Raw genomic sequence first — 25,347 nt, 5'->3', positions numbered from 1 at the left:
GTGGCCCTCGACAGGCCCGTCCTGCGCGGCACTCAGCAGTCCACTCCGCCGCAGGAGGCTCGGACCATCCCAGTCGGCCGCAGGTGGCCTGGCCTGAGCCCGTCCCGACCCGCGGCGTAGGCTGGCAGGAGCAGTTCGCGGACCCCCTGCACTCCCGGGCCGCACGACGACAGCAACGGAGCTGACGTGACCCTCGCCACGAGCACCCTCCCCGACGACCAGCCGGAAGGACGCGACCTGACCACCACCGCACCGGGCACCCCCGCGGAGCCCGCCCCCGCCGTCCGCACCGAGACCGACTCCCTGGGCTCGCTCGAGATCCCCGCCGACGCGTACTGGGGCATCCACACCGCCCGCGCCCTCGACAACTTCCCGATCTCGAAGCGCCCGATCTCGATCTACCCCGACCTGGTCAGGGCGCTCGCCACGGTCAAGCTCGCCGCCGCGCGGGCCAACACCGAGATCGGCAGCCTCTCGCGAGACAAGGCCGGGCTCATCGAGGCCGCCTGCCGCCGCATCATCGACGGCGAGTTCCACGACCAGTTCGTGGTCGGCGTGATCCAGGGCGGAGCCGGCACCTCGACGAACATGAACGCCAACGAGGTCGTCGCGAACGTCGCCCTCGAGATCGCCGGCCGCCCCCGGGGCGACTACGCATTCCTGCACCCGCTCGACGACGTCAACCGCAGCCAGTCGACCAACGACGTCTACCCGACGGCGATCAAGATCGCGATGACCTGGTCGCTCCGACGCCTCCTCGACGAGCTCGCCCTGCTCCGGCAGTCGTTCTCGCACAAGGCGGTCGAGTTCGGCCACGTGCTCAAGATCGGCCGCACCCAGCTGCAGGACGCGGTGCCGATGACGCTGGGGCAGGAGTTCCACGGCTTCGCCACCACGCTCGGCGAGGATCACGCCCGCCTCTCCGAGACGATCTGGCTGCTCGCCGAGGTCAACATCGGCGCGACCGCGATCGGCACCGGCATCACCGCGGATCCGCGGTACGGCGCCGCCGCGGTGCGCCACCTCAACGAGATCACCGATCTCGACCTCGAGATGGCGCAGGACCTCGTCGAGGCCACCAGCGACACCGGAGTGTTCATGTCGTTCTCGAGCGCCCTCAAGCGCTCCGCGATCAAGCTCTCCAAGATCTGCAACGACCTGCGGCTGCTCTCCTCCGGCCCGCAGGCGGGCTTCGGCGAGATCAACCTGCCGCCCCGCCAGGCGGGCTCGAGCATCATGCCGGGCAAGGTGAACCCGGTGATCCCGGAGGTGGTCAACCAGGTCGCGTACTCGGTGGCCGGCGCCGACGTCACCGTCACCATGGCGGCCGAGGCCGGGCAGCTGCAGCTCAACGCCTTCGAGCCGGTGATCGCGCACTCGCTCCTGCAGAGCATCACCTGGATGACCCAGGCCTGCCTGACCCTCCGCATCAACTGCATCGACGGGATCACCGCCAACGAGGACCGCCTCGAGGCGATGGTCGCCTCCTCCGTGGGAGTCGTGACCGCGCTCACCCCGAGCATCGGCTACACCGCCTCCGCGGCCATCGCCAAGGCTGCGCTCTCGACCGGCCGCAACGTCGCCGACCTGGTCGTCGAGGCCGGCCTCATGTCGCGGGAGGAGGTGCTGCGGCTGATCTCGCCCGCGCGCCTCTCGGGGATCGAGGCGATGACCGCGGCGATCCCGATCATCCCGCCCGAGCAGTGACCTCCCGAGCGGCCGCCCGCCAGAGGTGCAGGCCGGCGTAGCTGCGCCACGGCGCCCAGCCGTGGCCCCGCTCCGCCAGCGCCCGCGCCTCGGACGGCAGCCCGATCGCCGACGCCCCGGCCCGCAGCGCGAGGTCGCCGGTGAGCAGGACGTCCGGATCGCCGGTGACCCGCATGGCGACGTAGCCGGCGGTCCACGGCCCGATCCCCGGCACCGCGAGCAGCTGCTCCGAGAGCTCGTCCCGGCTCCCGCCCGCGTCCAGCCGGAGAGCGCCCTCGGCGAGCAGAGCGCAGACGCGCAGGACCGTGTCGATCCGTCGCGCGGGCCCGCGCAGCACCTCCGCCCCGCGGTCGGCGATCACGGCGGCGGAGGGGAACGAGCGGGTGATCGAGCCCGTCGCGATCTCGGCCGGCAGCTCGTCGCCGAGGGCCTCGACGAGGCGGCCCAGCGCGGTGCGCGCGGCGGCGACCGACACCTGCTGACCGAGCAGCGTGCGCACGAGGGTCTCGTCGGCGTCCGCCGAGCCCGGGAGCCGGATCCCCGGGGCCGCGGCGACCAGCGGCGCGAGCGCGGGGTCGGCGGCGAGCGCCTCGTCGATCGCCCGGGAGTCGGCGTCGAGATCGAGCAGCCGGCGCACGCGGGCGACCAGCGGGCCCGCATCGGCGAGCGAGGCGAGGGTGGCGGTGCACCGCACGACGTCGCCGTCCCGCTCCAGCCTCGCGACGGCAGGACCGCCGGGGAGCGCGAGGGCGCGCGAGTAGACGCCGGGTGACGCCTCCTCGAGCCCCGCCACCGCGCGGTCGCCGAGGAAGGCCAGCACGCCCGCGTCGAACGGCGCGCGCACCGGGAGCCGGAGCCGGAGCGTCGTCGCGCCCGCCCGCGCCTCGGTCTCGGAGCGATCGGCGCGGGCACTCGCGCGCAGGGCGCTGGGCGTGCGCTCGTACACCTCGGCGAGCGTCGCGTTGAACTGCCGGATGCTCGTGAATCCCGCCGCGAAGGCGACGTCCGAGACCGGGAGCTCGGTCCCGGTCAGCAGCAGCCGGGCGGTCTGCGCCCGCTGCGCGCGGGCCAGGGCGAGCGGAGGCGCGCCCAGCTCCTCCCGGAGGATGCGGCCGAGGTGCCGCGCTCCGTAGCCGAGCCGGGCGGCGAGGCCCTCGACGCCCTCGCGGTCGACGACCCCGTCGGCGATGAGGCGCATCGCCCGGGCCGCGGTGTCGTCGCGGAGGTTCCACTCCGGGGAGCCGGGGGTGGCATCGGGCAGGCAGCGCTTGCAGGCCCGGAGCCCCGCCTCGTGCGCGGCGGCCGCCGTGGGGTAGAAGCGCACGTTCCCGGGCCGCGGCGTCGTCGCGGGGCAGCTCGGCCGGCAGTAGATCCCGGTCGAGTGCACGCCGGTGATGAAGCGGCCGTCGAAGCGGGAGTCGCGCGAGGCGACGGCGCGGTAGCGCTCCTCGAAGAGCGGATCGGCGGGCATGCCTCGAGCCTGTCACGCGCGAGGCGGCTCCGATCGCGGGAATCGGACACGGACCGCGCCCGACGCGGGTGCTGCGCGTTCAGAACCGAGGTCGGGAGTCGCTCACGGCGGCGGTGGAGCCCCCACGGCCGCCCTGACCCTCGGTTCTGCACGCGCGCCGCTGTCAAGCACGGCGGCCGGACCGCGCCGGTGCCCTACTCTCGGACCCCATGAGCGCCTATCCGCCGCCGGCCCCGCCCGCCCGCCCCTCCGTCGTGCCGACCGTGCTCGGCTCCATCGGCGTCGCGCTGCTCGGGATCCTGCTGCTGATCGTCCTCGCCTACGTCGTCCTCGGCCTCGGCGCGAGCGCCGCCGCCGTCTGCGCCGTGATCGCGCTCGTGCCGCTCGCCGTCGTGCTCGCCGGGGTGCGCTGGGTCGACCGCTGGGAGCCGGAGGCTCCGCTCGGCCTGTGGTTCGCGTTCCTCTGGGGCGCCGCCGGCTCGGTGGCGATCGCGCTGCTGGTCGACCTCGGCGTGCAGATCGCGGTGTACGCCTCCGGATCGCAGCCCAGCGACTCGGACTTCGTCGGCGCCGTCATCCAGGCGCCGCTCGTCGAGGAGACGGCCAAGGGCCTCGGTGTGCTGCTGGTCCTGCTGATCTGGCGCCGAACGTTCGACGGCCCGGTCGACGGCATCGTCTACGCGGCGGTCGTCGCCTCGGGCTTCGCCTTCGTCGAGAACATCCTCTACTTCGGCAGTGCGCTGGTCGAGGGCGGCCTGGGCTCGCTCGCCGTGACGTTCTTCCTCCGCGGTGTGCTCTCGCCCTTCGCCCACGTGCTGTTCACCGCCTGCACCGGCGCTGCGCTCGGTTTCGCCGTGCGTCGGCGCGGAGCCGCGGCCGTGCCGATCGTCCTGCTCGGCCTGGCGCTCGCCGCCTTCCTTCACGCGCTCTGGAACGGCTCCTCGTTCCTCGTCTCCGACTGGTTCGGGTTCTACGGAGTGGTCCAGGTGCCGCTCTTCGTCGTCGCGGTGGTCGTCGTGGTGCTGCTGCGCCGACGCGAGCGGGCGGTCACCCTCGAGCGGCTGGGCGACTACGCGGCCGCGGGCTGGCTCTCGCCGGCCGAGGTCCGCATGATCGGCACCGCGGAGGGGCGCCGCACCGCGCTGCGCTGGGCGCGCACCGCGGGCAGCGACCGGCCCCGGGCGATGACCGGGTTCATCCGCACGGCGACGCGCCTCGCGCACCTCCGCCAGCACACGATCGTCGGTCGCGGCGGCCGGGCGGCGGCCGTCGACGAACAGGTCCTGCTCGACGAGCTCGTGGCCCGTCGGGCGGCGCTCACGCGCTGACGAGGAGCGCCGAGCGCCGGCGCAGGTCGACCAGCGCCACGATCGCGGCGGCGAGGCAGACGGCCGCCACCGCGGGTGCGACCAGGTCGATCGAGGCCTCGAGACCGAGCGCGGTCGCCAGTGCCCCCGCGACGACCGCGGTGATCGCCTGGCCGAGGTAGCTCAGGAGGTACACGGCCGAGATCATCGAGCCGCGGTGCTCGGCGGGCGCGGCCCGGCCGACCAGCGCGAGACCGCCCGAGAAGCTCAGCGAGTAGCCGACGCCGCTGACGACGGCGAACGCGAAGAACAGGGGGAGGGACCCGCTCGCGGCCGTCCACTCCAGCAGCCCGAGCGAGACGACGGCGACCAGCGCGCCGGCGATGACGGCGACGTGCGCGGGGACCCGCTGGATCGCGAGCGCGGTGGCACCGATGACGAGGGCCGAGAGGGCGAGGACCGATCCGGTGACGAGCAGATCCGTGGTGCCCGTCAGCTCGCGCACCATCACGGCGCCGAGCGAGAGCACCAGCGCGCCCACGGCGTACGCCACGGTCACAGCGAGGGTCGCGGAGGCGTACGCCATCCGCAGCCCCGACGGCACATGGGGGAGTCGCGGGCGCCACGGCCGCGCCGCCGGGGGTCGGTCGTCACGGCTCAGGGCGAGCAGCGCGAGGGTCGCGAGGCCGACCACGGCGAGCACCCAGAAGCTGAGCCGGAGGGGGAGGGGCGCGTACTGCGCGAGCGCTCCCGAGAGCAGCAGCGAGAGTGCGAGGCCGGCGGCCGTCGAGACTGTCGTCAGCGACGACGGGAGCCGCGGGTTCTCCGAGACGTTGTTGTCGACGAGGGAGGCGCTCGCCGCCCCCAGCGCCAGCGCCGTGCCGAGACCCTGCAGGCTCCGGCCGACGTAGAGCAGCGCGACGCCGTCCGCGAGCGAGAACGCGAGCGCCGAGGCCGAGATCAGGGCGATGCCGATCAGCATCGTGCGCCGACGGCCGATCACGTCCGAGAGGTCGCCGACCACGAGCAGCGCGAGCAGCAGCACGACCGGGTAGGCGCCGAAGACCGTCGTGATGACGACCGGCGAGAGGCCCCACTCCGCCGCGTAGCTCGGGTAGAGCACCGAGGGGGAGCCGCTCGACCACAGGCACAGCGCCAGCACCAGGGTCGAGACCCAGAAGCTGCCGCGGCGGCCGAGACGCACGGGCCGCGGCATCAGGCCGCTGCGGCGGTGCGCACCCGGCGCTCGCCGGCGGTCACCGGCACCGCGAGGCGGTTCTGCGCGGGCGGGAGCGGGCAGTTGTAGTGCGGTGAGAAGCCGCACGGCGGGATGTAGGCCCGGTTGAAGTCGAGCAGCACGGGGCCGGGCGTCCCGGCGTCGGCGGCGCCGCCGAGGCGCTGCACGACGAGGAAGCGCCCGACAGGGTAGCTGCTCAGCTCGGGGTCGTCGCTCCGATTGGTCGGGTCGCCGAACGGGACCAGCAGCGAGCCGCCGTCGTCGAAGGCCGCGACCGTGTACTCCCGCGCCCGGCCGTCGTCGACCAGCGAGAAGGTGATGTCGCCGGGCACCACGAGGTCGCGGGTCGCCCCGTTGTCGCGCAGGTGCTCGAACGGGATCGTGCGCTCCTCGTCCACCGGCTCGAACCACGCCTCGAGCACCCAGGCCGCATCGAAGGGGAACGTCTCGATCGTGTCGAAGGCGCGGATCGCCTCCGAGGCCGCGTCCCAGACGCGGTAGCCGTACTCCTCCTCGCCGGTCTCGAGGCTCGGGCGGCGCATCCGCGTGAGGGTGGCCGTCGGGCCGTGGCCCGCGAGCGCGGCCTCGTCGTCGACGCTCTCGCCGGCGGCGAGCCAGCGGGTCTCGACGAGGGCGAGGTCGCCGCGGGGACCGGTGACGCGGGCGGCGCGGCGCATCAGCCACGCCTCCCAGCCGGCGCGGGCCGACTCGGTCAGGTCCATCGAGGCTCGGGAGGGGGCGGTGATGCTGCTCGTCGACGACATGCCTCCTGCAACGCGCGAGAGCGTCGATCCCTTCCTCATCTGCTCGGCCCTGCAGATGAGATCCCTCTCATCCTCGTCTCACACCGGGCTTACGGCGCCCCGGGAGTCTCGGATCACGGGTCGAGGACCCGCCGCCGCCTCCGGGCCGCGTCCGCCGCCGAGGGGAACGCTCATGGTCATCCGCATCGCCCTGTACTCGCACGACTCCGTAGGGCTCGGGCACGTGCGCCGCAACGTCGCCCTCGCACACGCTCTGAACACGGCGCTGCCCGAGCTGCTCGGCGAGGAGGTGACGGGGATGCTCATCACGGGCCAGTCCTCGGCGACGGCCTTCGAGGCGCCTCCCGGCTGGGACTGGCTCGCCCTGCCGGGCGTGACCACTGGCGAGGACGGCTACCGCCCGCGCCACCTCGACCTCGAGCTCCGCACCCTCACCGATCTGCGCGGGGGAGTCGTCGGCGCCTCGCTCGCCGCCTTCGCACCCGACCTCGTGATCGTTGACCGCCATCCCTTCGGGGTGCACGGCGAGCTCGAGCCGGCGCTCCGAGCGCTGCGCGCGGCCGACCCATCGGCCGTCGTCGTGCTCGGCCTCCGCGACGTCCTCGACCGCCGCTCCGCGACGCGGGCGGAGTGGAAGGCGGTGGGAGGGGCCTCGGCCGTCCGCGAGCTCTTCGACGCGGTCTGGGTCTACGGCGATCCGAGCGTGCACGACCCGGTCGCCACCGGCGAGATCCCGGAGGGGCTGCGCGATCTGGTCACCCACACGGGGTTCCTGGCGAACGGCCGGCTCGGCTCCGGTCACTCGGTCGCCGAGGAGCCGTTCGTGCTGACCACGGTCGGCGGCGGCTCCGACGGGCGCGCCATCGCCGAGGCCGCCGTCCGCGCGGCCGTCCCGACCGGATTCCGCCACGTGGTCGTCACCGGGCCGCAGATGCCCGCCGAGCACCGCAGGGCGATCCGGGCCGCCGCCGGCCCCTCGACCACGGTCGTCCGCTCCGTCCCGGACGCGCTCGCGCTGCTCCGCCGCGCCTCCGCCGTGGTGAGCATGGGCGGCTACAACACCGTCTGCGAGGTCATGAGCACCACGGCTCCCTCGCTCGTCGTCCCCCGCTCGAGCAGGCGGCAGGAGCAGCGGCTGCGCGCCGAGGCCCTCGAGCGCCGCGGAGCGGTCCAGGTGCTCGAGGAGGGCGCCGTCACCCCCGAGCGCCTCGGCGACTGGTTCGCCCGCAGTGTCGGCAGCACCGTCCTGAGGGCGGGCATCGACCTCGACGGACTCTCCGCCGTCGGCCCGCTCGCCGCCGATCTCATCACCGCCGCCCGCGGCACCGCACAGAAGGAGGCCGACCGTGCCGTCTGAGACCCCCGCCCGCATCGCCTACGTCCTCAAGGTGTACCCGCGCTTCTCCGAGACCTTCGTCGTCTCCGAGATCCTCGCCCGGGAGGCCGCAGGGGAGGATCTGGTGATCTTCTCGCTCCGCGCCCCCGACGACCCGCGCTTCCACCCCGAGCTCGCCCGCGTGCAGGCTCCCGTCCGCTACCTCGAGAAGCCGGTCAAGGCGTCCGCGCTCTGGCAGGCGCTCCGCACGGCCGCGACCTCGCCCGGTCTCACCGCCTCGGTCGGCCGTCACCTCGACGAGTTGCTGCAGGCCGGCCCGGAGGACGCGGCGCAGGCCGTCCGGCTGGCCGCGGCGCTCGAGGCCGAGGGCGTCACGCACCTGCACGCGCACTTCGCCTCGAGCGCGACGACCGTCGCCCGCCTGGCCTCGCTGCTCTCGGGAGTGCCGTACTCGTTCACGGCGCACGCCAAGGACCTCTTCCACGAGTCCGTCGTCGACGCCGACCTCGAGCGCAAGCTCGCCGACGCCTGTTTCGCGGTGACGGTCAGCGACTACAACGTCCGCCACCTCGAGGAGCGCTTCCCCCGGGTCGCGCACCGCGTCCACCGCGTCTACAACGGGCTCGAGCTCGAGCGCTTCGACTTCAGCGCGCGACCGGCCAGGGCCCAGGCGCTGCGCGTCGCCGCGGTCGGCCGACTCGTCGAGAAGAAGGGCTTCGAGGTCCTGATCGACGCCGTCGCGGTGATCACGGCAGGCGGGAGCGCCGTCCAGGTCGACATCGCAGGCGGCGGGGAGCTCGCCGGGCCCCTCGCCGAGCGGATCCGCGCCGCCGGACTGGAGGACCGCGTGCGACTCCTCGGCCCGCGCCCGCAGAACGAGATCGCCGAGCTGCTGCGCCGCTCCGACGTCTTCGTCGCCCCGTGCGTCGTCGGCGCCGACGGCAACGCCGACGGACTCCCGACGGTGCTGCTGGAGGCGATGGCCGCGGGAGTGCCGTGCATCTCGACCGCGGTCACCGGCATCCCCGAGGTCGTCCGAGACGGCGACACCGGGCTGCTCTGCCGCCCGGGCCGCGTCGACGACCTGGCGCGCGCTCTGCACCGGGTCGCCGACCCCGCCTTCGACGTCGAGGGGATCGCCCGCCGCGCCCGCGCGCTCATCGAGCGGGAGTTCGACTCGCGTGCGCAGGCCCGGCGGCTCGGCGAGCTGACCTGCTCCGCGGCGCCGATCCTGGCGGAGGTGGCGTGATGCGCGTCGCCTTCGTCTGCGCCGACCCCGGGGTCCCGGTCTTCGGCAGCAAGGGGTCCTCGGTCCACGTGCAGGAGATCCTGCGCGCCGTCCGCGCCCGCGGGCACGAGGTGCGGGTCTACTGCGCCCGCCGGGGAGGGTCCGTTCCGGTCGACCTCGCGGACGTCCCCGTCCTCGAGCACCGCACGCGGGTGCAGGATCCGGCCGAGCGCGAGCGCGCCGTCGCCGAGTCGGCGGTGCACCTCGCCGAGGCCGTCGTCCTCGACGGCTGCGATCTCGTCTACGAGCGCTACTCGCTGTTCAGCCGCGCGTCGGCGGTCGTCTCGCGGGCCCTCGGAGTCCCGGCCGTCGTCGAGGTCAACTCGCCGCTGATCGAGGAGCAGCGCGAGCACCGGATCCTCGTGGACGAGCAGGGCGCCCGGGAGTCCACGCGCGCCCTGCTGTCCTCGGCCGCGGTGGTGGCGTGCGTCTCCGCTCCCGTCGCGCGCTGGGCGCGGGCGCACGGCGCCTCCGCGCCGCTGCTCGTCCCGAACGGAGTGAACACGACGCGCATCGTGCCGGGACCGGCGCGCAGCGAGGCGGTCCCGACCGTCGGCTTCGTCGGCACGCTCAAGCCCTGGCACGGTGTCGGCACTCTCCTCGACGCCGCCGCACGGCTCGAGCGCGGCGTCGTCCGCCTCGTCGTCGTCGGCGACGGTCCGGAGGGTGCCGCCCTGCGCGAGCAGGCGCTCCGGCTCGGCCTCGACGTCGAGTTCACCGGCGCGATCGACCCGGAGGACATGCCGCGGCAGCTCGCGCGGATCGACATCGGAGTCGCCCCCTACGGAGCGGGAGACGACTACTTCTCGCCGCTCAAGGTGTACGAGTACCTCGCGGCCGGTCTGCCCGTCGTCGCCTCCCGCGTCGGCCAGGTGCCCCGGATCGTCCGGCACGGTGAGACCGGTCTCCTGGTCGACCCCCACGACGCGTCGGCGCTCGCCGAGGCGCTCCGCTCCCTCGCCGCCGATCCCGCGCTCCGGCGCCGGATGTCCGCGGCGGCCCGCGCCACGGCGGTCGCCGAGCACGACTGGACCCGCGTGCTCGGGCGCATCCTCGACGCCGTCCCCGCTCGATCGGAGTCCGCCGCATGAGCGCCCGCACGACTCCCGACCCCGGCGCCCTGCGCCGCAGCCTCGCGATCGTCCGTCCCCATCTCCGCGAGCACCGCCTCCTGATGCTGGGCGGCCTCCTCGCGCTCCTCGCCGAGGTCGTCCTGCGGGTCCTCGAGCCCTGGCCGCTCAAGATCGTGATCGACAGCGTCAGCGCGAGCCTCGGTGCGACAGCGGGCGCCAACGCCGGCACCCCGCCGGCGACCATCGGCCTCCTCGTCGCGTGCGGAGCGATCCTGCTCGGCCTGGTCGGTCTGCGCGCCATCACCGCCTACCTCAGCACCATCGCCTTCGCCCTGGTCGGCTCGCGGGTGGCGACCTCGCTCCGCGCGCGCGTCTTCGCCCATGTGCAGGCGCTGTCTCTCCGCTACCACACGGTCTCGTCGGCGGGCGACACCGTCCAGCGCCTCGTCGGCGACATCGGCCGTCTCCAGGAGGTGGCGGTCACCGCGGGGCTGCCGCTGGTCGGCAACGTCATCACCCTGGTCGTGCTGACCGTGGTGATGCTCTGGCTCGATCCTCTGCTCACCCTGGTCGTGGTGGGCGCGGCGGTGGCGTACCTCGTCTCCTCCCGCCGCAGCACCGCCTCGATCACCAGCGCCTCGCGCACCACCCGCAAGGGCGAGGGGGCGCTCGCCGACACCGCCGCGCAGACCCTCGGCGCGATCCGCGTCGTGCAGGCCTACGGACTCGAGAAGGAGGTGGGCGGCGCCTTCGACCGCGGCAACGCCACGGCCCTGCACCAGGGCGTCAAGGCGCGCCGCCTCGCCGCCGCGCTCGAGCGTCGCACGGACGTCATCGTCGGCGCGGCGACGGCGATCGTGCTCGCCGCCGGCGGCTGGCGGGTCCTCGAGGGGCAGATGACGCCGGGAGATCTCGTCGTCTTCACGATGTACCTCAAGATCGCCATGCGCCCGCTCAAGGACCTCGCCAAGTACACGGGCCGCATCGCCCGGGCCGCCGCGTCCGGCGAGCGCGTGGCCGATCTGCTCGACGAGGAGATCGAGGTCCGCGACCGTCCCGGCGCGCGAGCGCTCCGCCCCGCCGGCGGAGCGATCGACTTCGAGTCGATCCACGTCGCCGACGGCTACGGCAGGCCGCTCTTCAGCGATCTCACGCTCTCGATCCGCGGGGGAGAGAGCGTCTGCCTCCTGGGCGCCTCCGGTGCGGGCAAATCGACGCTGATGGGACTCCTGGTGCGCGCCGCCGACCCCGTGGGCGGCCGGATCACGATCGACGGCACCGATCTGCGCGACGCGACGCTCGCGAGCCTGCGGTCGAACGTCTCGGTGCTGCTCCAGGACTCGGTGCTGTTCGCGACCTCGGTGCGCGAGAACATCCGGTACGGGCGCCTCGACGCGAGCGACGAGGAGGTCGAGGAGGCGGGACGCCGCGCCGACGCCGACGCCTTCGTCCGGTCGCTGCCCGACGGCTACGACACGGTGCTCGGCGAGCGCGGCGGCACGCTCTCGGGTGGCCAGCGGCAGCGGATCGCGATCGCGCGGGCCCTGCTGCGCGATGCTCCGATCGTCGTGCTCGACGAGGCGACGACCGGCCTCGACCCGGAGGCGCGCGCCCAGGTCGCGCAGTCGATCGCCGAGCTGACCCGGGGGCGCACCACGCTCTCGATCACCCACGACCCCGCCTCCGTCGTCGGCGCCGACCGGCTCCTGTGGCTCGAGGGCGGCCGCATCGTCGAGGACGGGTCGCCGGAGGAGCTGCTGGCCCGCGACTCCCGCGTCGCCGCCTGGTTCCGCCGAGCGCAGACTCCGGATGCGACCGCGGAGGTCCCGGCATGATCGGCACCGCGACCCCGACCCCCCGCACCGGCGCCGCCGTGGCCGCGCTCGCTCTGCGCGATCCCGCACTCCCCGGTCTCGGCGCCCTGCTCCACCCCGACCGCCTCGCCGACGCGCTCGGGCACCCCGTGCACGTGACGCGCCGCCGCTGGAAGCCGGGCACCGAGATCGTCGTCGCCTTCGAGAGCGCCGAGGGCCACGGCTGGATCGCGGCCTGGGCCGACCCGGCGAAGCAGGCGAAGACCCGGCAGCGCGCCGCGGGCGTCGGCGCCGAGCTCCGCGAGCTGCCGGCGCTCGGCGCGCTCACCGGCCCGGTGCTCGCCGACCGCGCGCTCGCGCCGACCCTGCGCCGAATCCTCGAGCGCGAGCCGGCTCTGCTCGCGACCGGCCGCATCCTCCGGCACAACCCGCACCGCCGGCTCGTGCTCGCCGAGGGAGGCCGGGTCGTGAAGATCGTCCCGCGCGAGAGCGCCGACGCTGCCGAGGGCGTCCTCCGGGTGCAGACGGCGCTCGCGGCGCGGGGCCTGCCGGTGCCGAAACCCGTGTCCCTCCTCCGCGGTGCGTCGTCGACCCTCTGGTGGGGCGACGGTGATCTCACCCGGCCGGCTCGGGGCGCGGAGGCGTCCGCCGCGGTCGCCGGAGCCGCGCTCGCCCGCCTGCACGCGGTGGCCGACGTCCCGGTGCCCTCCGGTACCGCCGACGAGATCGGGGCGGCGGTAGCGGCGCTCGCCGCTCTCGCGCCGGAGCTCGGCCCGCGTCTCGAGCGCCTCGCGGGGGCCGTGAGCCGCTCGACCGGCCGATCGGCGGTCGTCCACGGTGACTTCTCGGCCGATCAGGTGCTCGTCGGCGACGGCGTGCGGATCATCGACTTCGACAGGGTCCGCCGCGACGAGCCCGAGCGCGACCTCGGCAGCTTCCTGGCCGCCGAGCCCGGGGGATCCCGGCTCGGTGATGCGCTGATCGAGGCGTACCGGCACGCCGGCGGGTCGATCGACGACGGGGTGCTCCGGCGCCGCACCGCCGGCGCCATCCTGCTCCGCGCGGTCGAGCCGTTCCGCACGGCCGCGCCCGACTGGCGCGAGCGCGTCGAGGCCGAGCTCGCCCGCGCCGAGACGGTGCTCCCGTGCTGAGCGGGGTGCCCGCCGAGGTCGTCGACGGCGGCGTCCGCTGGCAGGTCACCCGGGCCTGGCCCGGCGCCGACGGCACCGACGTCGAGGCGGCGGCGGAGGGGGCGGCGGGCGTCCGCGGCGGTCGGTGGAGCCCCTCGGGCGGGCTGCGGCTGCTCCCGAGTGGAGTCGACGCCCGTCTGCCCGCCCTCGAGGCCGCTCGCCGCGAGGGCGCGGTCATCGTGCACCGCCCGGGGCGCCGTGCCGTCGTGCGCACCGACGACGGAGGCGGCTTCCTCAAAGTCCTGCGCCCCTCCGCCGCTCCCGCGGTGCTGGCCGCGCACGAGCGCGCGCGCGGCTTCGGCGACGGTTTCTCCCTCCCCGCCGTCGAGCGCACCGCGAGCGGCCCCGCCGGGGTCGTCCGCTTCGCCGCGCTGCCCGGCCGCACCGTCCTCGACCTCGGCTCCGACCCGCGGACCACTCCCGCCCAGTGGGCGACGGTCTGGGCGCGGTGGGCCCAGGGCTGGGACGCCCTGCCGACCGCCGACCCCGCGCTGCCGGTGCACGGGCCGGAGGCGGAGGCCGCGGTGGTCTCGCTCTGGGCGGGCCACGCTGCGCGGCTGCTCCCGGCCGACATCGCGACGAGGCTGGTCGCCGCGGCGGAGCGGGTCTCCGCCCGCCTCGTCGACGAGCCCGCGCAGCCCCTCGTGCTCGCGCACCGCGACCTGCACGACAAGCAGCTCCTCGCCTCCGAGGGCGCGCTCGCCCTGCTCGACCTCGACACCGCCGCGCAGGCCGAGGCCGCGCTCGACCTCGGCAACCTGCGGGCGCACCTGGGGCTCCGGGTCGCCCAGGGCCTGCTCCCGCCCGCCGCCTCCGCGGTGGCGATCGGCGTCGTCGACCTCGCCGCCGAGCGCGCGGGGGCGGCACCGGAGCGACTCGCCCTGTACGAGACCGCGGCCCGGCTGCGGCTGGCCTGCCTCTACCTCTTCCGGCCACCGTGGCGCGCACTCGCCCGCCGCTCCCTCCCTCCGATCCTCGAGAGGATCCTCGCTCCATGAGAAGATCTACAGGAAACCCGTTCTCCCGCCTCCTCGGCGGTTCGAGAGACGAATCACGTCAGGAGTCGCGCATGTCCCGACGGGGCCCCCTCCTCCTCGCTCTCGGCGCGGCCCTCTGCATCGCGGCCGTGGCGGGCGGAGTCGCGGCCGTCGCCGACTCGATGCGGCAGACCGAGCAGGTCACTGAGATCGGCTCCACCCCGGTGATCGGTCCGAGCCGCGCGCCGTCCGGCACCGGGACCCCGGTCGCGCCGGTCGAGCCGAGCACCGTGCCGGATCCTGCGGCGACCCCCGCTCCCGCGGACACCCCCGCCGCGCAGCCGGGCGGCGGGCAGGCCTCTCCGGGCGGTGTCGCGCCGGTGCCGGTCGTCCCCGTGCCCGCGCCCGACGCGGACGACGACGGCGACGACGAGGACACCGACGACCCGGACGACGACGTCGACGACGACACCGACGACTGACCCGGGGCCAGCCGGGCGTCAGCCGATCAGCCGGTAGCCCATCCCGCGCACGGTCTCGATCCGCTCGGCGCCGATCTTGCCGCGCAGGTAGCGCACGTAGACGTCCACCACGTTCGAGCCGGGATCGAAGTCGTACCCCCACACCCGGCTGAGCAGCTGCTCGCGGCTGAGCACCTGCTCGGGGTGGCGGAGGAACTCCTCGGCGAGCGCGAACTCGCGGGCCGACAGATCGATCGCCGCCTCGCCGATCCGCGCGCGCCGGGAGCGCAGATCGAGCGAGACCCCGCCGTGCACGAGCACGCCGTCGTCCGCGGGGCCGGAGGCGGTGGCCGCGGCCTCGCGCAGCCGCACCCGGATCCGCGCCAGCAGCTCGTCGAAGCGGAACGGCTTCGCGAGGTAGTCGTTGGCGCCGAGGTCCAGGCCCTCGACGGTGTCGGCGACCGAGCTGCGCGCCGTCAGCATGATCACCGGCAGCGTCACCCCCTCGGCCCGCAGGGCGCGCAGGACCGCGAATCCGTCCATCCCGGGGAGGCCGACGTCGAGCAGCACCAGGTCGAACCCGCCGCTGCGGAGGTACGCGAGCGCGTCGTCGCCGCGCTCCGCCCGAGTGGTCGTGTAGCCGGCCGCACGCAGGCCCTTCTCGACGAAGGCGGCGATGCGCTCCTCGTCCTCGGCGATCAGGATCGTGCTCACTCGGGGAGGTCCTTCCGGTCGTCTGCGGTGCGCGGCGTGCGCGCGGGGTCCGGGGCGAGGGGGAGCGAGAGCGCGAAGCGCGTCCCGCGCCCGGGGACGCTGTCGAGCTCGACCGACCCGTCGTGCGCCCGGGCGATCGCCGAGACGATCGCGAGCCCGAGACCCGAGCCCCGGATCCCGCGGCCGTCGTCGACCCTGCCGAAGCGCTCGAAGATCCGCTCCCGCGCCGCCGCGGGGATGCCCGGCCCCTCGTCGCTGACGAAGAGCTCGACGCGGCCTCCGCGCCGCTCGCTGCCCACGACGACGACGGAGCCGTCGGGGCTGTACTTCGCGGCGTTGTCGGCGAGCTGCAGCCAGGCCTGGGTGATCCGCCGGGCGTCGACGCCGAGCTCGACGTCGGCGACCGGGCCGGCCCGCCACCGGTGTCCCGGGATCACCGACACCTTGGCGAGCACCCGGTGGGTGAGCTCGGCGATGCTCGTCGGCTGCGGCGAGAACTGGTCGGCGCGCTCCGCCTCCGAGAGCTCGGCGATGTCGTCGATGAGGTGGCTCATCCGGTCGAGCTCGTCGAGCGCGATCGTGCGCGTCGACTCGATGTCGTGGGGGTCGCGGGGATCGACGAGCTCGAGGTGGCCCCGCACGATCGTGATCGGGGTGCCGAGCTCGTGCCGGACGTCGGCCAGCAGGCGCCGCTGCGATTCGAACGAGCCCTCCAGCCGCCCGATCATGTCGTTGACGGTGCGGGTGAGGTCCGAGACGTCGTCGTCGCCGGCCACGGGGATGCGCTCGCCCAGGTCGGTCGCGGTGATGCGCGAGGCGGTGCGGCGCAGCTCGCGGATGGGGCTGAGGAGCCGCCCGGCGACGAACCAGCCGACCAGCCCGATGGCCGCGAGGGCGACGACCGCGATCGCCGCGTAGCTCCGGGAGACGTCGGCCAGGTCGGAGAGCCGCGCATCGACGTCGATGGCGGTGACGAACACCCCGGAGGCGGTGTCGCCGTCGACGCGCACCGGCACCGCCGCGTAGCGGAGCGACCCGTCCGGCGTCTCGGCGGAGCCGAGCACCGTCGCCCCGCCCGCCGTCTCGCCCGAGACCCGAGCGAGGAACTCGTCGTCGTCGTCGAGCAGGAAGCTCAGGGCGAACGGCTGCGGCTCCCAGCGGGCGACGCCGTCGACGAGTCCGACGGTGCTGCCGTCGAGGCGCGGGAGCGCCTGCCCGAGCACCGTGCGCAGCAGGGCGTCGATGTCGTTGAAGCCCGAGCCGTCGGTCGGCGCGGCGGTCAGGGGAGCGCCCTCCTGCACCTCGCTCGACGTCGCCGCCGAGGACTCGACGATCGTCCGCACGCTCTCGACCTGCTGCCGCAGCTCCTCGTCGACGGAGGCGAGGATCCGGTCGCGCTGGAGCAGGAACGACGTGCCGCCCGACACCACCAGGCCGAGTGCGCTGACCACGAGGATCGCGCCGAGGATCCGGACCCTCACCGAGCGGAGCCGTCTGGCGCGGCTCGTGCGCGTCGGCGGGGTCGGAGTCATCTGGTCGGCTCCCGGGGACGTGGCCGGCGTCGGCCGGACGGGCGGGACGGCGGGCGGATCCGTCTCAGGACTCCATTGTCGCAGCCGGGCGCCGTGGCGACCTGGGACGGCGCAGCCGGCACGCTCGGAGCCCGCGCCGTCAGCGCAGTCGCAGCCGGGCGTTAAAGAGCTCGACGCCCTGCGGCAGCGGCGCAGCCGGCTGCTCTGACGGGGCGTCGAGCTCTTCTTGGGGTCGATGATGCACCCGCGCGGTCCGATCCGCAAGAGCCCCCGGATGTTCGCCGAGCGCGAGCGCTGCGGGGGAGTCCGGCTCCGCGCGCTCGGTAGACTGGACCGCCTGTTTTCTTGCGGCCCCCGGAGCGCATCCCGCCTCCGGTCCGCGACGGCGATGCACGGGAAAGGCGCACGATGGCAGACTCCGACACCGTCCTCGAGTCCGAGCTGACGCGTGAGCGCGACTACGTGGCCGCGCTCTACGCCCGCCTCGACGAGCTGATCGCGGAGGCGCGGGCCGCGCTCGACAGCGTCCGCATCGAGAGCGTCGGAGGCAACCACCAGAGCCGCTCCGAGCGCGACGCCTTCGCGCGCCTCTACGAGGACCGGCTCCGGATGCTCACCGGCGCCGACGACCGCCTCGCCTTCGGTCGGCTGACCCTGGCGGACAGCGAGACCGAGCACCGCTACATCGGCCGCATCGGGCTGCGCGACGAGGAGCAGGACGCGCTCCTGCTCGACTGGCGCGCCCCGCAGTCGGCCGCCTTCTACCAGGCGACCGCCGCGCAGCCGATGGGCACCCGCGCCCGTCGTCACCTGACGACCCGCGGCCGCGAGGTGCTCCGCTTCGAGGACGAGGTGTTCGACGAGGAGCTCCTGCGCGAGGGAACGGCGCTCCAGGGCGAGGGCGCTCTGATGGCCGCGCTCGGCGCCGAGCGGACCGGCCGGATGCACGACATCGTGGCCACCATCCAGAGCGAGCAGGACCGCATCATCCGCTCCGACCTGCGGGGCGTGCTCGTCGTGCAGGGCGGCCCCGGAACCGGCAAGACCGCGGTGGCGCTGCACCGCGCCGCCTACCTGCTCTACTCCTACCGCGAGCGGATCGCCTCGCAGGGCGTGCTGGTCGTCGGCCCGTCCCGCTCGTTCCTGCGCTACATCGAGGCCGTGCTGCCCTCGCTCGGCGAGACCGGTGTCGTCCTCTCGACCCTCGGTCAGCTCTTCCCCGGGCTCGACCTCGTCGAGGAGGACGAGCCGCTCGTCGCCCGGGTGAAGGGCTCGGCGCGGATGGCGGAGCTGCTCAAGCGCGCCGTCCGCTCCCGGCAGGTCGTCCCCGCCGAGACGCAGATCCTCGAGGTGAACGGCGAGAAGCTGCGCCTCGAGCCGCACGACGTCGAGCGCGCGATCACGCGGGCCCGCGACTCCCGCAAGCCGCACAACGAGGCTCGCGTCACCTTCGTCAAGGCGATGCTCTCGCAGCTGACCCGCCAGCTCGCCGACCAGCTGCGCAGTCACGGCAACACCGTCGACGAGGCCGACGAGGCCGTCCTCCGCGAGGACGTCCGGACGGCCGACGACGTCCGCATCGCGCTCAACACCGCGTGGATCCCGCTGACCCCCGAGAAGCTCCTGCAGGATCTGTACGCCCGGCCGAACTGGTTCGCGACGCTCACCCCGCGCTGGACCCCGGCCCAGCGCGCCCTGCTGCGCCGCCCCCGCGATGCGCCGTTCACCGTCTCCGACGTCCCGCTGCTCGACGAGGCCGCCGAGCTGCTCGGCTCCTACGACGACCACGCCGACGCGCAGAGGAAGGCCGAGAAGGAGCAGCGCCGCCGCGATGTCGAGAACGCCGAGGCGGCGATCCGCAACATGGGCGTCGAGGGCCTCGTCAACGCGAAGGACCTCGCCGCGGGTTTCGCCGAGCGCACCAGCCTCGGCACCACCTCCGAGCGCGCCGCCGCCGACCGCTCCTGGGCCTACGGCCACGTGGTCGTCGACGAGGCGCAGGAGCTCTCGCCGATGCAGTGGCGCGTGCTGATCCGCCGCTGCCCGATGCGCTCGTTCACGATCGTGGGCGACGTCGCCCAGGCGTCCGGCGCCTCCGCCGCGTCGAGCTGGGACGACGCGCTCCGCGACGCGTTCGGCCGTCAGGGCCGCCCGGGGGAGGCGCCGGCCTGGCGCCTCGAGGAGCTCACGGTCAACTACCGCACCCCCGCGCAGATCGTGGCGCTCGCCGAGCGCACCGCCCGCGAGAACGGACTCGAGGTCACCCCGAGCCGCTCCGTGCGCTCGACGGAGTGGCCGGTCCGCACCGTCCGCGACCGCGGCGACGCGCCGCTCGCCGACCGCGTTCTCGCCGCCGTCCGCGAGGACAGGGCGATCAGCACCGACGGCACGCTCGCCATCATCGCCCCCGACGCCGACCTCGACGCGATCGCCGTGCGGGCGGAGGAGGAGCTCGGCCGCGAGGTCGGCCGGGGTTCGCGCGGGCTCGACCGCCCGGTGGCGATCCTCTCGACGACCGAGGCGAAGGGGCTCGAGTTCGACTCCGTCGTCATCGCCCGCCCGCGCCTGATCGCGGCGACCGGCGAGCGCGGTGCCGCGGCGCTCTACGTCGCGATGACGCGCCCCACCCAGCGGCTGACCCTCGTCCAGTGACCGCGTGCGGCTCCCGGGCGACTCCCCGACGCCGCGCTCTAGGATTGACGACCATGAGCAGTGAGAACCTGACCAAGCCCGAACTCGACGCCCCCGACGGCCCGGCCCCCGACACCCTCGTGGTCGAGGACCTCGTCATCGGCGACGGCGCCGAGGCCCAGCCCGGATCGACCGTCGACGTGCACTACCTCGGCGTCGAGTACGACACCGGCGAGGAGTTCGACTCCTCCTGGAGCCGCAACCAGTCGATCAACTTCCCCCTGAACAACCTGATCAAGGCGTGGCAGCAGGGCATCCCCGGCATGAAGGTCGGCGGCCGCCGCAAGCTGGTCTGCCCGCCCGCCCTCGCCTACGGCCCCGCCGGCGGCGGACACCCGCTGTCGGGCAAGACCCTGATCTTCGTGATCGACCTGCTCGGCACGAAGTAGCCGTCAGCAGCACGCGAGAAGGCGCGGTCCCGAGCTATCGGGGCTGCGCCTTCTTCACGCGGTCGACGAGCTCGCGCCACGCGCCGTCGAGCTCGGTCTCGCCGAGGCGGACCCGGTGCGTCTGCACCCTGATCTCGTAGACGAAGCGGTCGGGACGGCCGCTGGACGCTCCCCGCGGCGCGCGGGAGTCGTCCCAGGGCAGCGAGTCCAGCAGCTCGAGCCAGGCCCGCTCGTCCGGCTGCTCGGTGACGTCCACCCGCCACACCCGGCGCAGCCCGGCGAAGCCGCCGCTGCGCGACACGATCACGTCCATGCGCGCGATGGTACCCGCCCGGCTCGCGTGCGGCCGGGGTGTCGCGGGATCAGGCCGCCGGCAGCTCGACGCCCACCGTCGACCAGCCGGTGCGGACCGCCCGCTCGACGTCGGAGCCCGCGCCGAAGCGCGCGGCGGCCGCCCGGACGGTGAGCTCGGCGAACGCCGGGAAGTCGGCGGTCGCGGTGAGGACGCCGCCGGTGAGCACGTCGTACCAGACCTGCCCCGCCCGCTCCCACGCCCTGCCGCCCAGCGTCGTGGCGGCGACGGCGAAGGCCCGGTTGGGGATGCCGGAGTTGATGTGCACCCCGCCGTTGTCGTCCTCGGTGTCGACGTAGTCGGCCATCGAGCCGGGCTGCGGGTCGGTGCCGAGCACGTCGTCGTCGTAGGCGGTGCCCGGAGCGATCATCGAGCGCAGGGCGGCGCCCTCGACCTCGTCGGTGAAGAGGCCCTCGCCGATCAGCCAGGTCGCCTCCTCCGCGTTCTGCCCCGCGCCGAACTGCTCGAGCAGCGCTCCGAAGACGTCCGAGATCGACTCGTTGAGCGCACCCGACTGCCCGCGGTAGACGAGGTTGGCCGTGTACTCGGTGATGCCGTGCGCGAGCTCGTGGCCGATGACGCTCGGCGAGACGGTGAACCGGCGGAACACCTGGCCGTCGCCGTCGCCGAAGACCATCCGGGAGCCGTCCCAGAAGGCGTTGTCGTAGTCGTCGCCGTAGTGCACGGTCGCGTCCAGCGGCAGCCAGGCGTCGTCGATGGAGTCGCGGCCGTACGCCTCCTGGAGGAACGCGAACATCGCGCCCAGCCCGTCGTACGCCTCGTCGACAGCGGGATCGCCCGTCGCCGCCGTGCCCTCGCGCCGGACGACCTCGCCGGGCAGGGTCTCGGTCGTCCTCGCGTCCGAGATGGTGCGCTGGAGCGCCTGGACCCGCTGCCGAGGCGACGGGGTCGCCGTCGCCGTCGGGCCGGGAGCGCCCCGCCCGGGCGTGGGGCCGGGAGCCGGCTCACCCGGCCGGACGCGGCGGAACGGCTCGTCCTGCTGGAGGGAGCGGCTCGCCGCCCTGGCGGCCCGCGCGAACGCGGGATCGTCGAGGCGGGCGATGCGGACGAGGAGGTACGGCGGCACGACTGTTCGTCTCATGCCCCGATCCTCGCACCGACCTCCGACACCGTCCCGGGCTCGCGGAGACAGGGCGGAGGGAGTAGCGCTCCGCGTCGTCCGCGCGCGATAGCCTGGCGAACGACGAGCGGTTTCCATCGATCCGGGGCGTGCCCCGAGGACCACGAGGGCGAGCATGGGCATCATCACGCGGGGATTCTTCGGCAAGCGCGAGCAGAATCCCGACATCCCGCCGGGCCAGTACCTCGAGAACGGCTTCCCCGTCCTCTCGATCGGCCCGACTCCCAATATCCACGAGTGGGCCTTCTCGATCGACGCGGGCCCCGACGGGCAGCGCCGCTGGACGCGCGCCGAGTTCGACGCCCTGCCGCACGAGGACGTGCACACCGACATCCACTGCGTCACCCGCTGGTCCAAGCTCGGCACGAGCTGGCGCGGCGTCTCGGTCGACACCCTCCTCGACGGCATCGAGAGCGAGGCGGGCTTCGTCATGGCCGAGAGCTTCGGCGGCTACACCACCAACCTGCCGCTCGCCGAGATCCGGGGCGGCAAGGCGTGGGTCGTCACCGAGTTCGAGGGCGCCCCGCTGGCCCCCGAGCACGGCGGCCCCGCCCGGCTGCTCGTGCCGCACCTCTACTTCTGGAAGAGCGCGAAGTGGGTCAGGACGCTCCGGCTGATGCCCGGCGACCAGCCCGGGTTCTGGGAGCAGAACGGCTACCACATGCACGGCGACCCCTGGAAGGAGGAGCGCTACTGGTGATGTGGACGGAGGCGGTGACCGAGTCGGTCGCCCCGCTCACCCCGACCTCGCGCCTCCTGACGCTGCGCGTGCCCGGCTGGCCCGGGCACCTCGCAGGCCAGCACCTCGACGTGCGCCTGACCGCTCCCGACGGCTACCAGGCGAGCCGGTCCTACTCGGTCAGCGCGCCCTCCGACGGCGAGCTCGTCGAGCTGTCGGTCGAGCGGCTCGACGACGGCGAGGTCTCGCCCTACCTGGTCGACGGCCTGGAGCCGGGGGACCGGCTCGAGGTGAGGGGCCCGATCGGCGGCTGGTTCGTCTGGCGCACCGACCAGATCGAGCCGGTGCAGCTGATCGCCGGCGGCAGCGGGATCGCACCCCTGATGGCGATGGCCCGCGAGCACCACCGGGCCGGCAGCGGTGCCGCGATGCGGCTGCTCTACTCCGTGCGCTCGCCCGTCTTCGCCTACTACCCGGATGCTCTGCAGACCCTGGCCGAGACGCCTCCCGAGCACGGCGGAGTCGTCACCGACACGGTCTACACGCGCGTCGCCCCGCCCGGTGCGACCAGGCCCGCCGGCCGCGTGACTCCGGAGCTGCTCGCGGAGGCGACGCTGCCGCCCTCACTGCACCCGACGGTCTACGTCTGCGGACCCACCGCGTTCGTCGAGGCCGTCGCGACGGCTCTCGTCGCCCAGGGCCACGCGCCCGAGCGCGTCCGCACCGAGCGCTTCGGCGGCCCCTGACCCCTCTCGCGGAGCGGGTCAGCGGGTCACTCGAACGAGACGGTGCGGTTGTCGCCGATGTCGGGCTGTCCGCCGGTGACGGCGGCCGCGATCACCTTGAAGAGCACGACGGGGCGAGCATCGTCGGTCGTCCAGAGCTCGACGGTCTCGGCGGAGACGCGGAGCAGCGCGATGGTCGGGTCCTCCTTGCCCTCCGGGAACCAGGCCGACACCGAGGGCGACCACAGCTCGTCGATCTTCGCCGTGTCGTGCACGACGGTCGCCGAGCCCGCGACCGAGAGATAGCCCTTCTTCGACTCGAAGGCCACGTTCACGCTCGGGTTGGCGCGGATGTCGTCGACCTTGGGCGACGGGTCCTGGGTGAAGAACCACAGGTCTCCGTCGAAGTCGGTGTCCTGGGCGGCGAGCGGGCGGCTGACGAGCTGTCCTGTCGCGTTCACGGTGGTGAGGAGTCCGATCTTCGCGCTCTTCACGATCTCGGCGATCTGAGCGATGTCGTCGGAGCCGGCGGGGGTGATCTCGGTGTCGGTCATGCGCTCGACGCTACGCTCGCCTTCCGGAAGGGCAAGGGGTGGCGGGGCCGCCGCTCCCGTGTCTAGCGTCGGAGGCATGGACACCACCACGTACACGGCCATCCTCGACAGCGGCGCGGAGCAGGAGAGCATCCGCCTCGAGTACATCGACGGCGCTCCCCAGCCCACGCTCACCCGCCTCGCCGACATCGACGGCGAGGACGTCGAGGTCGTCTGGGAGCTCGAGCCCGACGACGAGGGCTTCCACGTCTACCGACCGGTGCGCGTCGAGGGCCGCGACGACGACAGCGGAGCCGTCTCCGAGAACCTCACCGACGGCAACGGCGCCGGCGCCTACTCCGGCGAGTGACCCCGGGCCGGGACAGCGTGCGTGCTGACGCCGACGGGTCTTCTCGGTAGAGGGCTCTTCCGCCCGCGGTCCCTCCCCCCCCTCGCTGATCGAGTAGCCCGCGCAGCGGGCGTATCGAGATCCATGTCCGTCAGAAGGCCGGGGCAGAAGCCGCCCCTGCTGATGGTGGTCGGTCTCTATACGCCCCTGCGGGGCTGCTCGACCAGCGGGCGGGGCGCCGTCACGCCACCGGATGCAGGGCGTCGTACTCGCGGAACGCTCTCCGCGTCCGCAGCACCACGCCGAGGATCGCGATGATCGCGAGCCCGCCGGCGAGCGGCGGCAGCCAGAGCAGCGCGAGCGACGCCAGCAGCCCCGTGTAGAGGTCGCCCACCCGCGGTCCTCCGGTCACCACGACGATGAAGACCCCCTGCAGCCGCCCCCGCATGTTGTCGGGCACCGCGGTCTGCAGCATCGTCTGCCGGAAGATCGAGCTCACGTTGTCGGCCGCGCCCGCGCCGGCGAGGGCCACGGAGGCGGCGATCACGAGCGGCAGGTTCGGCGCGGAGGCGTCGTGCTCGACGAGTGCCGCCACCAGCAGCACCGCGCCGAACGCGACGATGAAGCCTCCGTAGACCTGGATCGAGCGCCCGATCGCGAGTCCCTGCCGGCGCACTCCCGTCAGCCGTCCCGAGAAGACCCCGCTCAGCAGCGCGCCGATCGCGAACGCCGCGGTGAGCACGCCCACCGTCACCGCGCCTCCGCCGAGCAGGAGCGCCGCCGCCGCCGGGAACACGACACGCGGCTGGCCGAAGGTCATGGCGACGATGTCGACCACGAACGACATCCGGATGTTCGGCGCCCCCCGGAGGAAGCGCATCCCGAAGCGGAGCGACTCGAGCCCCGGTCGCTGCCGCTCGCCCTCCGGCACCAGCGACGGCAGTCCGGCGATGCCCAGGAACGCTGCGAGGAACAGCACGACGTCGATCGTGTACGTCACCGCGAAGCCGGAGGACGCGACGAGCACGCCCGCGAGCGCCGGCCCGACCGTCACCTCGACTCCGCTGGCGATGCCACCGAGGGCCGCCGCGGCGGGCACCAGGTCGCTCCGCAGCAGCCGGGGCGCGAGCGTCATCCGCGTCGCGACGATGACGGTGGTCGCGACCGCGTTCAGCGCGGTCAGCAGGTAGAGCGACGGAGGCGACTCGGCGCCCAGCCACGCCAGCGCTGCGATGCCCGCGGTCGACCCCCACGCGACGATCGCCGAGATCAGCAGCACCAGCCGGCGGTCGAAGGCGTCCGCGAGCATCCCGCCGTAGAGGCCGGCGAGCACCGTGGGGACGAGGGCGACGACGCCGACCATCGCGACGGCGAGCGTGGATCCGGTGAGCTCGTAGATGTGCAGGCCCACGGCGACGATCGTCATCTGCCCGCCGATGCCCGAGATCACGTTGCCGGCCCAGAGCCGGGCGAAGGCCGGGGACTCGCGGAGCGGGGAGACGTCGATGACGTGGCTGCGCCGGGGCGCTGGCGGGGGCGGGGTCACTCGCTCCATTGTGCTCGCTCCGTGCCCGCCCGGGCGCAGAGCGGGGTGCTCGGAGGCGGACCCTCTAGGGT

Annotated in this window: 23 protein-coding genes; 14 read left to right on the top strand and 9 right to left on the bottom strand. The window is 74.3% G+C overall.

The window, feature by feature from the left end:
• Positions 1-237 precede the first annotated feature (237 nt).
• Positions 238-1,707, top strand: a complete 1,470-nt coding sequence (locus GRS92_RS15755) for an aspartate ammonia-lyase (protein ID WP_159858179.1) — start codon at positions 238-240, stop codon at positions 1,705-1,707.
• Here GRS92_RS15755 and GRS92_RS15750 read toward each other — a convergent pair.
• Positions 1,688-3,178, bottom strand: coding sequence for a DNA-3-methyladenine glycosylase 2 family protein (locus GRS92_RS15750; protein WP_159858119.1), 1,491 nt, complete (start codon positions 3,176-3,178; stop codon positions 1,688-1,690). The two genes, GRS92_RS15755 and GRS92_RS15750, sit on opposite strands and share 20 nt — an antisense overlap.
• A gap of 209 nt (positions 3,179-3,387) precedes the next feature.
• Between GRS92_RS15750 and GRS92_RS15745 the strand changes: the two genes are divergently transcribed.
• Positions 3,388-4,506, top strand: a complete 1,119-nt coding sequence (locus GRS92_RS15745) for a PrsW family intramembrane metalloprotease (RefSeq protein ID WP_235022068.1) — start codon at positions 3,388-3,390, stop codon at positions 4,504-4,506.
• Here GRS92_RS15745 and GRS92_RS15740 read toward each other — a convergent pair.
• Both GRS92_RS15740 and GRS92_RS15735 read right to left on the bottom strand, forming a co-directional pair.
• The gene (locus GRS92_RS15740) at positions 4,496-5,701 is read right to left on the bottom strand and encodes an MFS transporter (protein WP_159858117.1); all 1,206 of its coding nucleotides are present in this window, start codon (positions 5,699-5,701) and stop codon (positions 4,496-4,498) included. The genes GRS92_RS15745 and GRS92_RS15740 overlap by 11 nt on opposite strands.
• On the bottom strand, positions 5,701-6,486 hold the full coding sequence (locus GRS92_RS15735; protein WP_159858115.1) for a DUF1684 domain-containing protein: 786 nt from the start codon (positions 6,484-6,486) through the stop codon (positions 5,701-5,703). Before GRS92_RS15735 ends, GRS92_RS15740 begins: the two co-directional genes overlap by 1 nt.
• Before the next feature lie 172 nt (positions 6,487-6,658).
• Between GRS92_RS15735 and GRS92_RS15730 the strand changes: the two genes are divergently transcribed.
• From GRS92_RS15730 to GRS92_RS15700, 7 genes are all read left to right on the top strand, one after another.
• Complete coding sequence (locus tag GRS92_RS15730; protein ID WP_159858113.1) at positions 6,659-7,843, top strand: glycosyltransferase family protein; 1,185 nt, start codon at positions 6,659-6,661, stop codon at positions 7,841-7,843.
• Positions 7,833-9,071 carry a glycosyltransferase family 4 protein gene (locus GRS92_RS15725; protein WP_235022067.1) on the top strand — a complete coding sequence of 413 codons (1,239 nt, stop codon included), beginning with the start codon at positions 7,833-7,835 and terminating at the stop codon, positions 9,069-9,071. Before GRS92_RS15730 ends, GRS92_RS15725 begins: the two co-directional genes overlap by 11 nt.
• Positions 9,071-10,201, top strand: coding sequence for a glycosyltransferase family 4 protein (locus tag GRS92_RS15720; RefSeq protein WP_159858111.1), 1,131 nt, complete (start codon positions 9,071-9,073; stop codon positions 10,199-10,201). Before GRS92_RS15725 ends, GRS92_RS15720 begins: the two co-directional genes overlap by 1 nt.
• Positions 10,198-12,018 (top strand): ABC transporter ATP-binding protein, encoded by a 1,821-nt coding sequence (locus GRS92_RS15715; protein ID WP_159858109.1) that lies wholly within the window; start codon positions 10,198-10,200, stop codon positions 12,016-12,018. The genes GRS92_RS15720 and GRS92_RS15715 overlap by 4 nt, the downstream gene beginning before the upstream one ends.
• The gene (locus tag GRS92_RS15710) at positions 12,015-13,148 is read left to right on the top strand and encodes a phosphotransferase family protein (RefSeq protein ID WP_159858107.1); all 1,134 of its coding nucleotides are present in this window, start codon (positions 12,015-12,017) and stop codon (positions 13,146-13,148) included. Before GRS92_RS15715 ends, GRS92_RS15710 begins: the two co-directional genes overlap by 4 nt.
• Positions 13,142-14,185: a hypothetical protein gene (locus tag GRS92_RS15705; RefSeq protein ID WP_159858105.1), complete on the top strand. Its 1,044-nt coding sequence runs from the start codon at positions 13,142-13,144 to the stop codon at positions 14,183-14,185. Before GRS92_RS15710 ends, GRS92_RS15705 begins: the two co-directional genes overlap by 7 nt.
• Positions 14,186-14,256: 71 nt before the next feature.
• The gene (locus GRS92_RS15700; RefSeq protein ID WP_159858103.1) at positions 14,257-14,646 is read left to right on the top strand and encodes a hypothetical protein; all 390 of its coding nucleotides are present in this window, start codon (positions 14,257-14,259) and stop codon (positions 14,644-14,646) included.
• A gap of 18 nt (positions 14,647-14,664) precedes the next feature.
• Here the strand turns inward: GRS92_RS15700 and GRS92_RS15695 are convergent, their stop codons facing one another.
• Together GRS92_RS15695 and GRS92_RS15690 are read right to left on the bottom strand one after the other, a co-directional pair.
• Positions 14,665-15,339: a response regulator transcription factor gene (locus GRS92_RS15695; protein ID WP_159858101.1), complete on the bottom strand. Its 675-nt coding sequence runs from the start codon at positions 15,337-15,339 to the stop codon at positions 14,665-14,667.
• A complete protein-coding gene (locus tag GRS92_RS15690) occupies positions 15,336-16,820 on the bottom strand; it encodes a sensor histidine kinase (protein ID WP_235022066.1) in 1,485 nt (494 codons plus the stop codon). The genes GRS92_RS15695 and GRS92_RS15690 overlap by 4 nt, the downstream gene beginning before the upstream one ends.
• A gap of 459 nt (positions 16,821-17,279) precedes the next feature.
• Here GRS92_RS15690 and GRS92_RS15685 point away from each other — a divergent pair, with 459 nt between their 5' ends.
• Together GRS92_RS15685 and GRS92_RS15680 are read left to right on the top strand one after the other, a co-directional pair.
• Entirely contained in the window at positions 17,280-19,523 is a 2,244-nt protein-coding gene (locus tag GRS92_RS15685) for a HelD family protein (protein WP_159858097.1), read from the top strand.
• Positions 19,524-19,576: 53 nt separating this feature from the next.
• Positions 19,577-19,951, top strand: a complete 375-nt coding sequence (locus GRS92_RS15680; RefSeq protein WP_159858095.1) for an FKBP-type peptidyl-prolyl cis-trans isomerase — start codon at positions 19,577-19,579, stop codon at positions 19,949-19,951.
• Positions 19,952-19,985: 34 nt separating this feature from the next.
• On the opposite strand, the gene GRS92_RS15675 is transcribed toward GRS92_RS15680, so the two are convergent.
• Together GRS92_RS15675 and GRS92_RS15670 are read right to left on the bottom strand one after the other, a co-directional pair.
• The gene (locus tag GRS92_RS15675; RefSeq protein WP_159858093.1) at positions 19,986-20,264 is read right to left on the bottom strand and encodes a protealysin inhibitor emfourin; all 279 of its coding nucleotides are present in this window, start codon (positions 20,262-20,264) and stop codon (positions 19,986-19,988) included.
• A 49-nt stretch (positions 20,265-20,313) separates the two neighbouring features.
• Complete coding sequence (locus GRS92_RS15670) at positions 20,314-21,405, bottom strand: M4 family metallopeptidase (protein ID WP_159858092.1); 1,092 nt, start codon at positions 21,403-21,405, stop codon at positions 20,314-20,316.
• A gap of 154 nt (positions 21,406-21,559) precedes the next feature.
• On the opposite strand from GRS92_RS15670, the gene GRS92_RS15665 reads away from it, so the two are divergent.
• Together GRS92_RS15665 and GRS92_RS15660 are read left to right on the top strand one after the other, a co-directional pair.
• Entirely contained in the window at positions 21,560-22,144 is a 585-nt protein-coding gene (locus tag GRS92_RS15665) for a molybdopterin-dependent oxidoreductase (RefSeq protein WP_159858090.1), read from the top strand.
• Complete coding sequence (locus GRS92_RS15660) at positions 22,144-22,869, top strand: ferredoxin reductase (protein ID WP_159858173.1); 726 nt, start codon at positions 22,144-22,146, stop codon at positions 22,867-22,869. Before GRS92_RS15665 ends, GRS92_RS15660 begins: the two co-directional genes overlap by 1 nt.
• Before the next feature lie 26 nt (positions 22,870-22,895).
• On the opposite strand, the gene GRS92_RS15655 is transcribed toward GRS92_RS15660, so the two are convergent.
• Positions 22,896-23,402 carry a pyridoxamine 5'-phosphate oxidase family protein gene (locus tag GRS92_RS15655; RefSeq protein ID WP_159858088.1) on the bottom strand — a complete coding sequence of 169 codons (507 nt, stop codon included), beginning with the start codon at positions 23,400-23,402 and terminating at the stop codon, positions 22,896-22,898.
• Between the two features lie 76 nt (positions 23,403-23,478).
• Here GRS92_RS15655 and GRS92_RS15650 point away from each other — a divergent pair, with 76 nt between their 5' ends.
• Complete coding sequence (locus tag GRS92_RS15650) at positions 23,479-23,751, top strand: hypothetical protein (protein WP_159858086.1); 273 nt, start codon at positions 23,479-23,481, stop codon at positions 23,749-23,751.
• 220 nt (positions 23,752-23,971) lie between these two features.
• On the opposite strand, the gene GRS92_RS15645 is transcribed toward GRS92_RS15650, so the two are convergent.
• Positions 23,972-25,285, bottom strand: a complete 1,314-nt coding sequence (locus tag GRS92_RS15645; protein WP_159858084.1) for an MFS transporter — start codon at positions 25,283-25,285, stop codon at positions 23,972-23,974.
• Positions 25,286-25,347: the final 62 nt, after the last annotated feature.

It is taken from the genome of Rathayibacter sp. VKM Ac-2754, from assembly GCF_009807095.1.
Lineage (GTDB): Bacteria > Actinomycetota > Actinomycetes > Actinomycetales > Microbacteriaceae > Rathayibacter.
The sequence above is the reverse complement of the archived record's forward strand: the minus strand, read 5'-3'. Positions and strand labels throughout refer to the sequence as shown.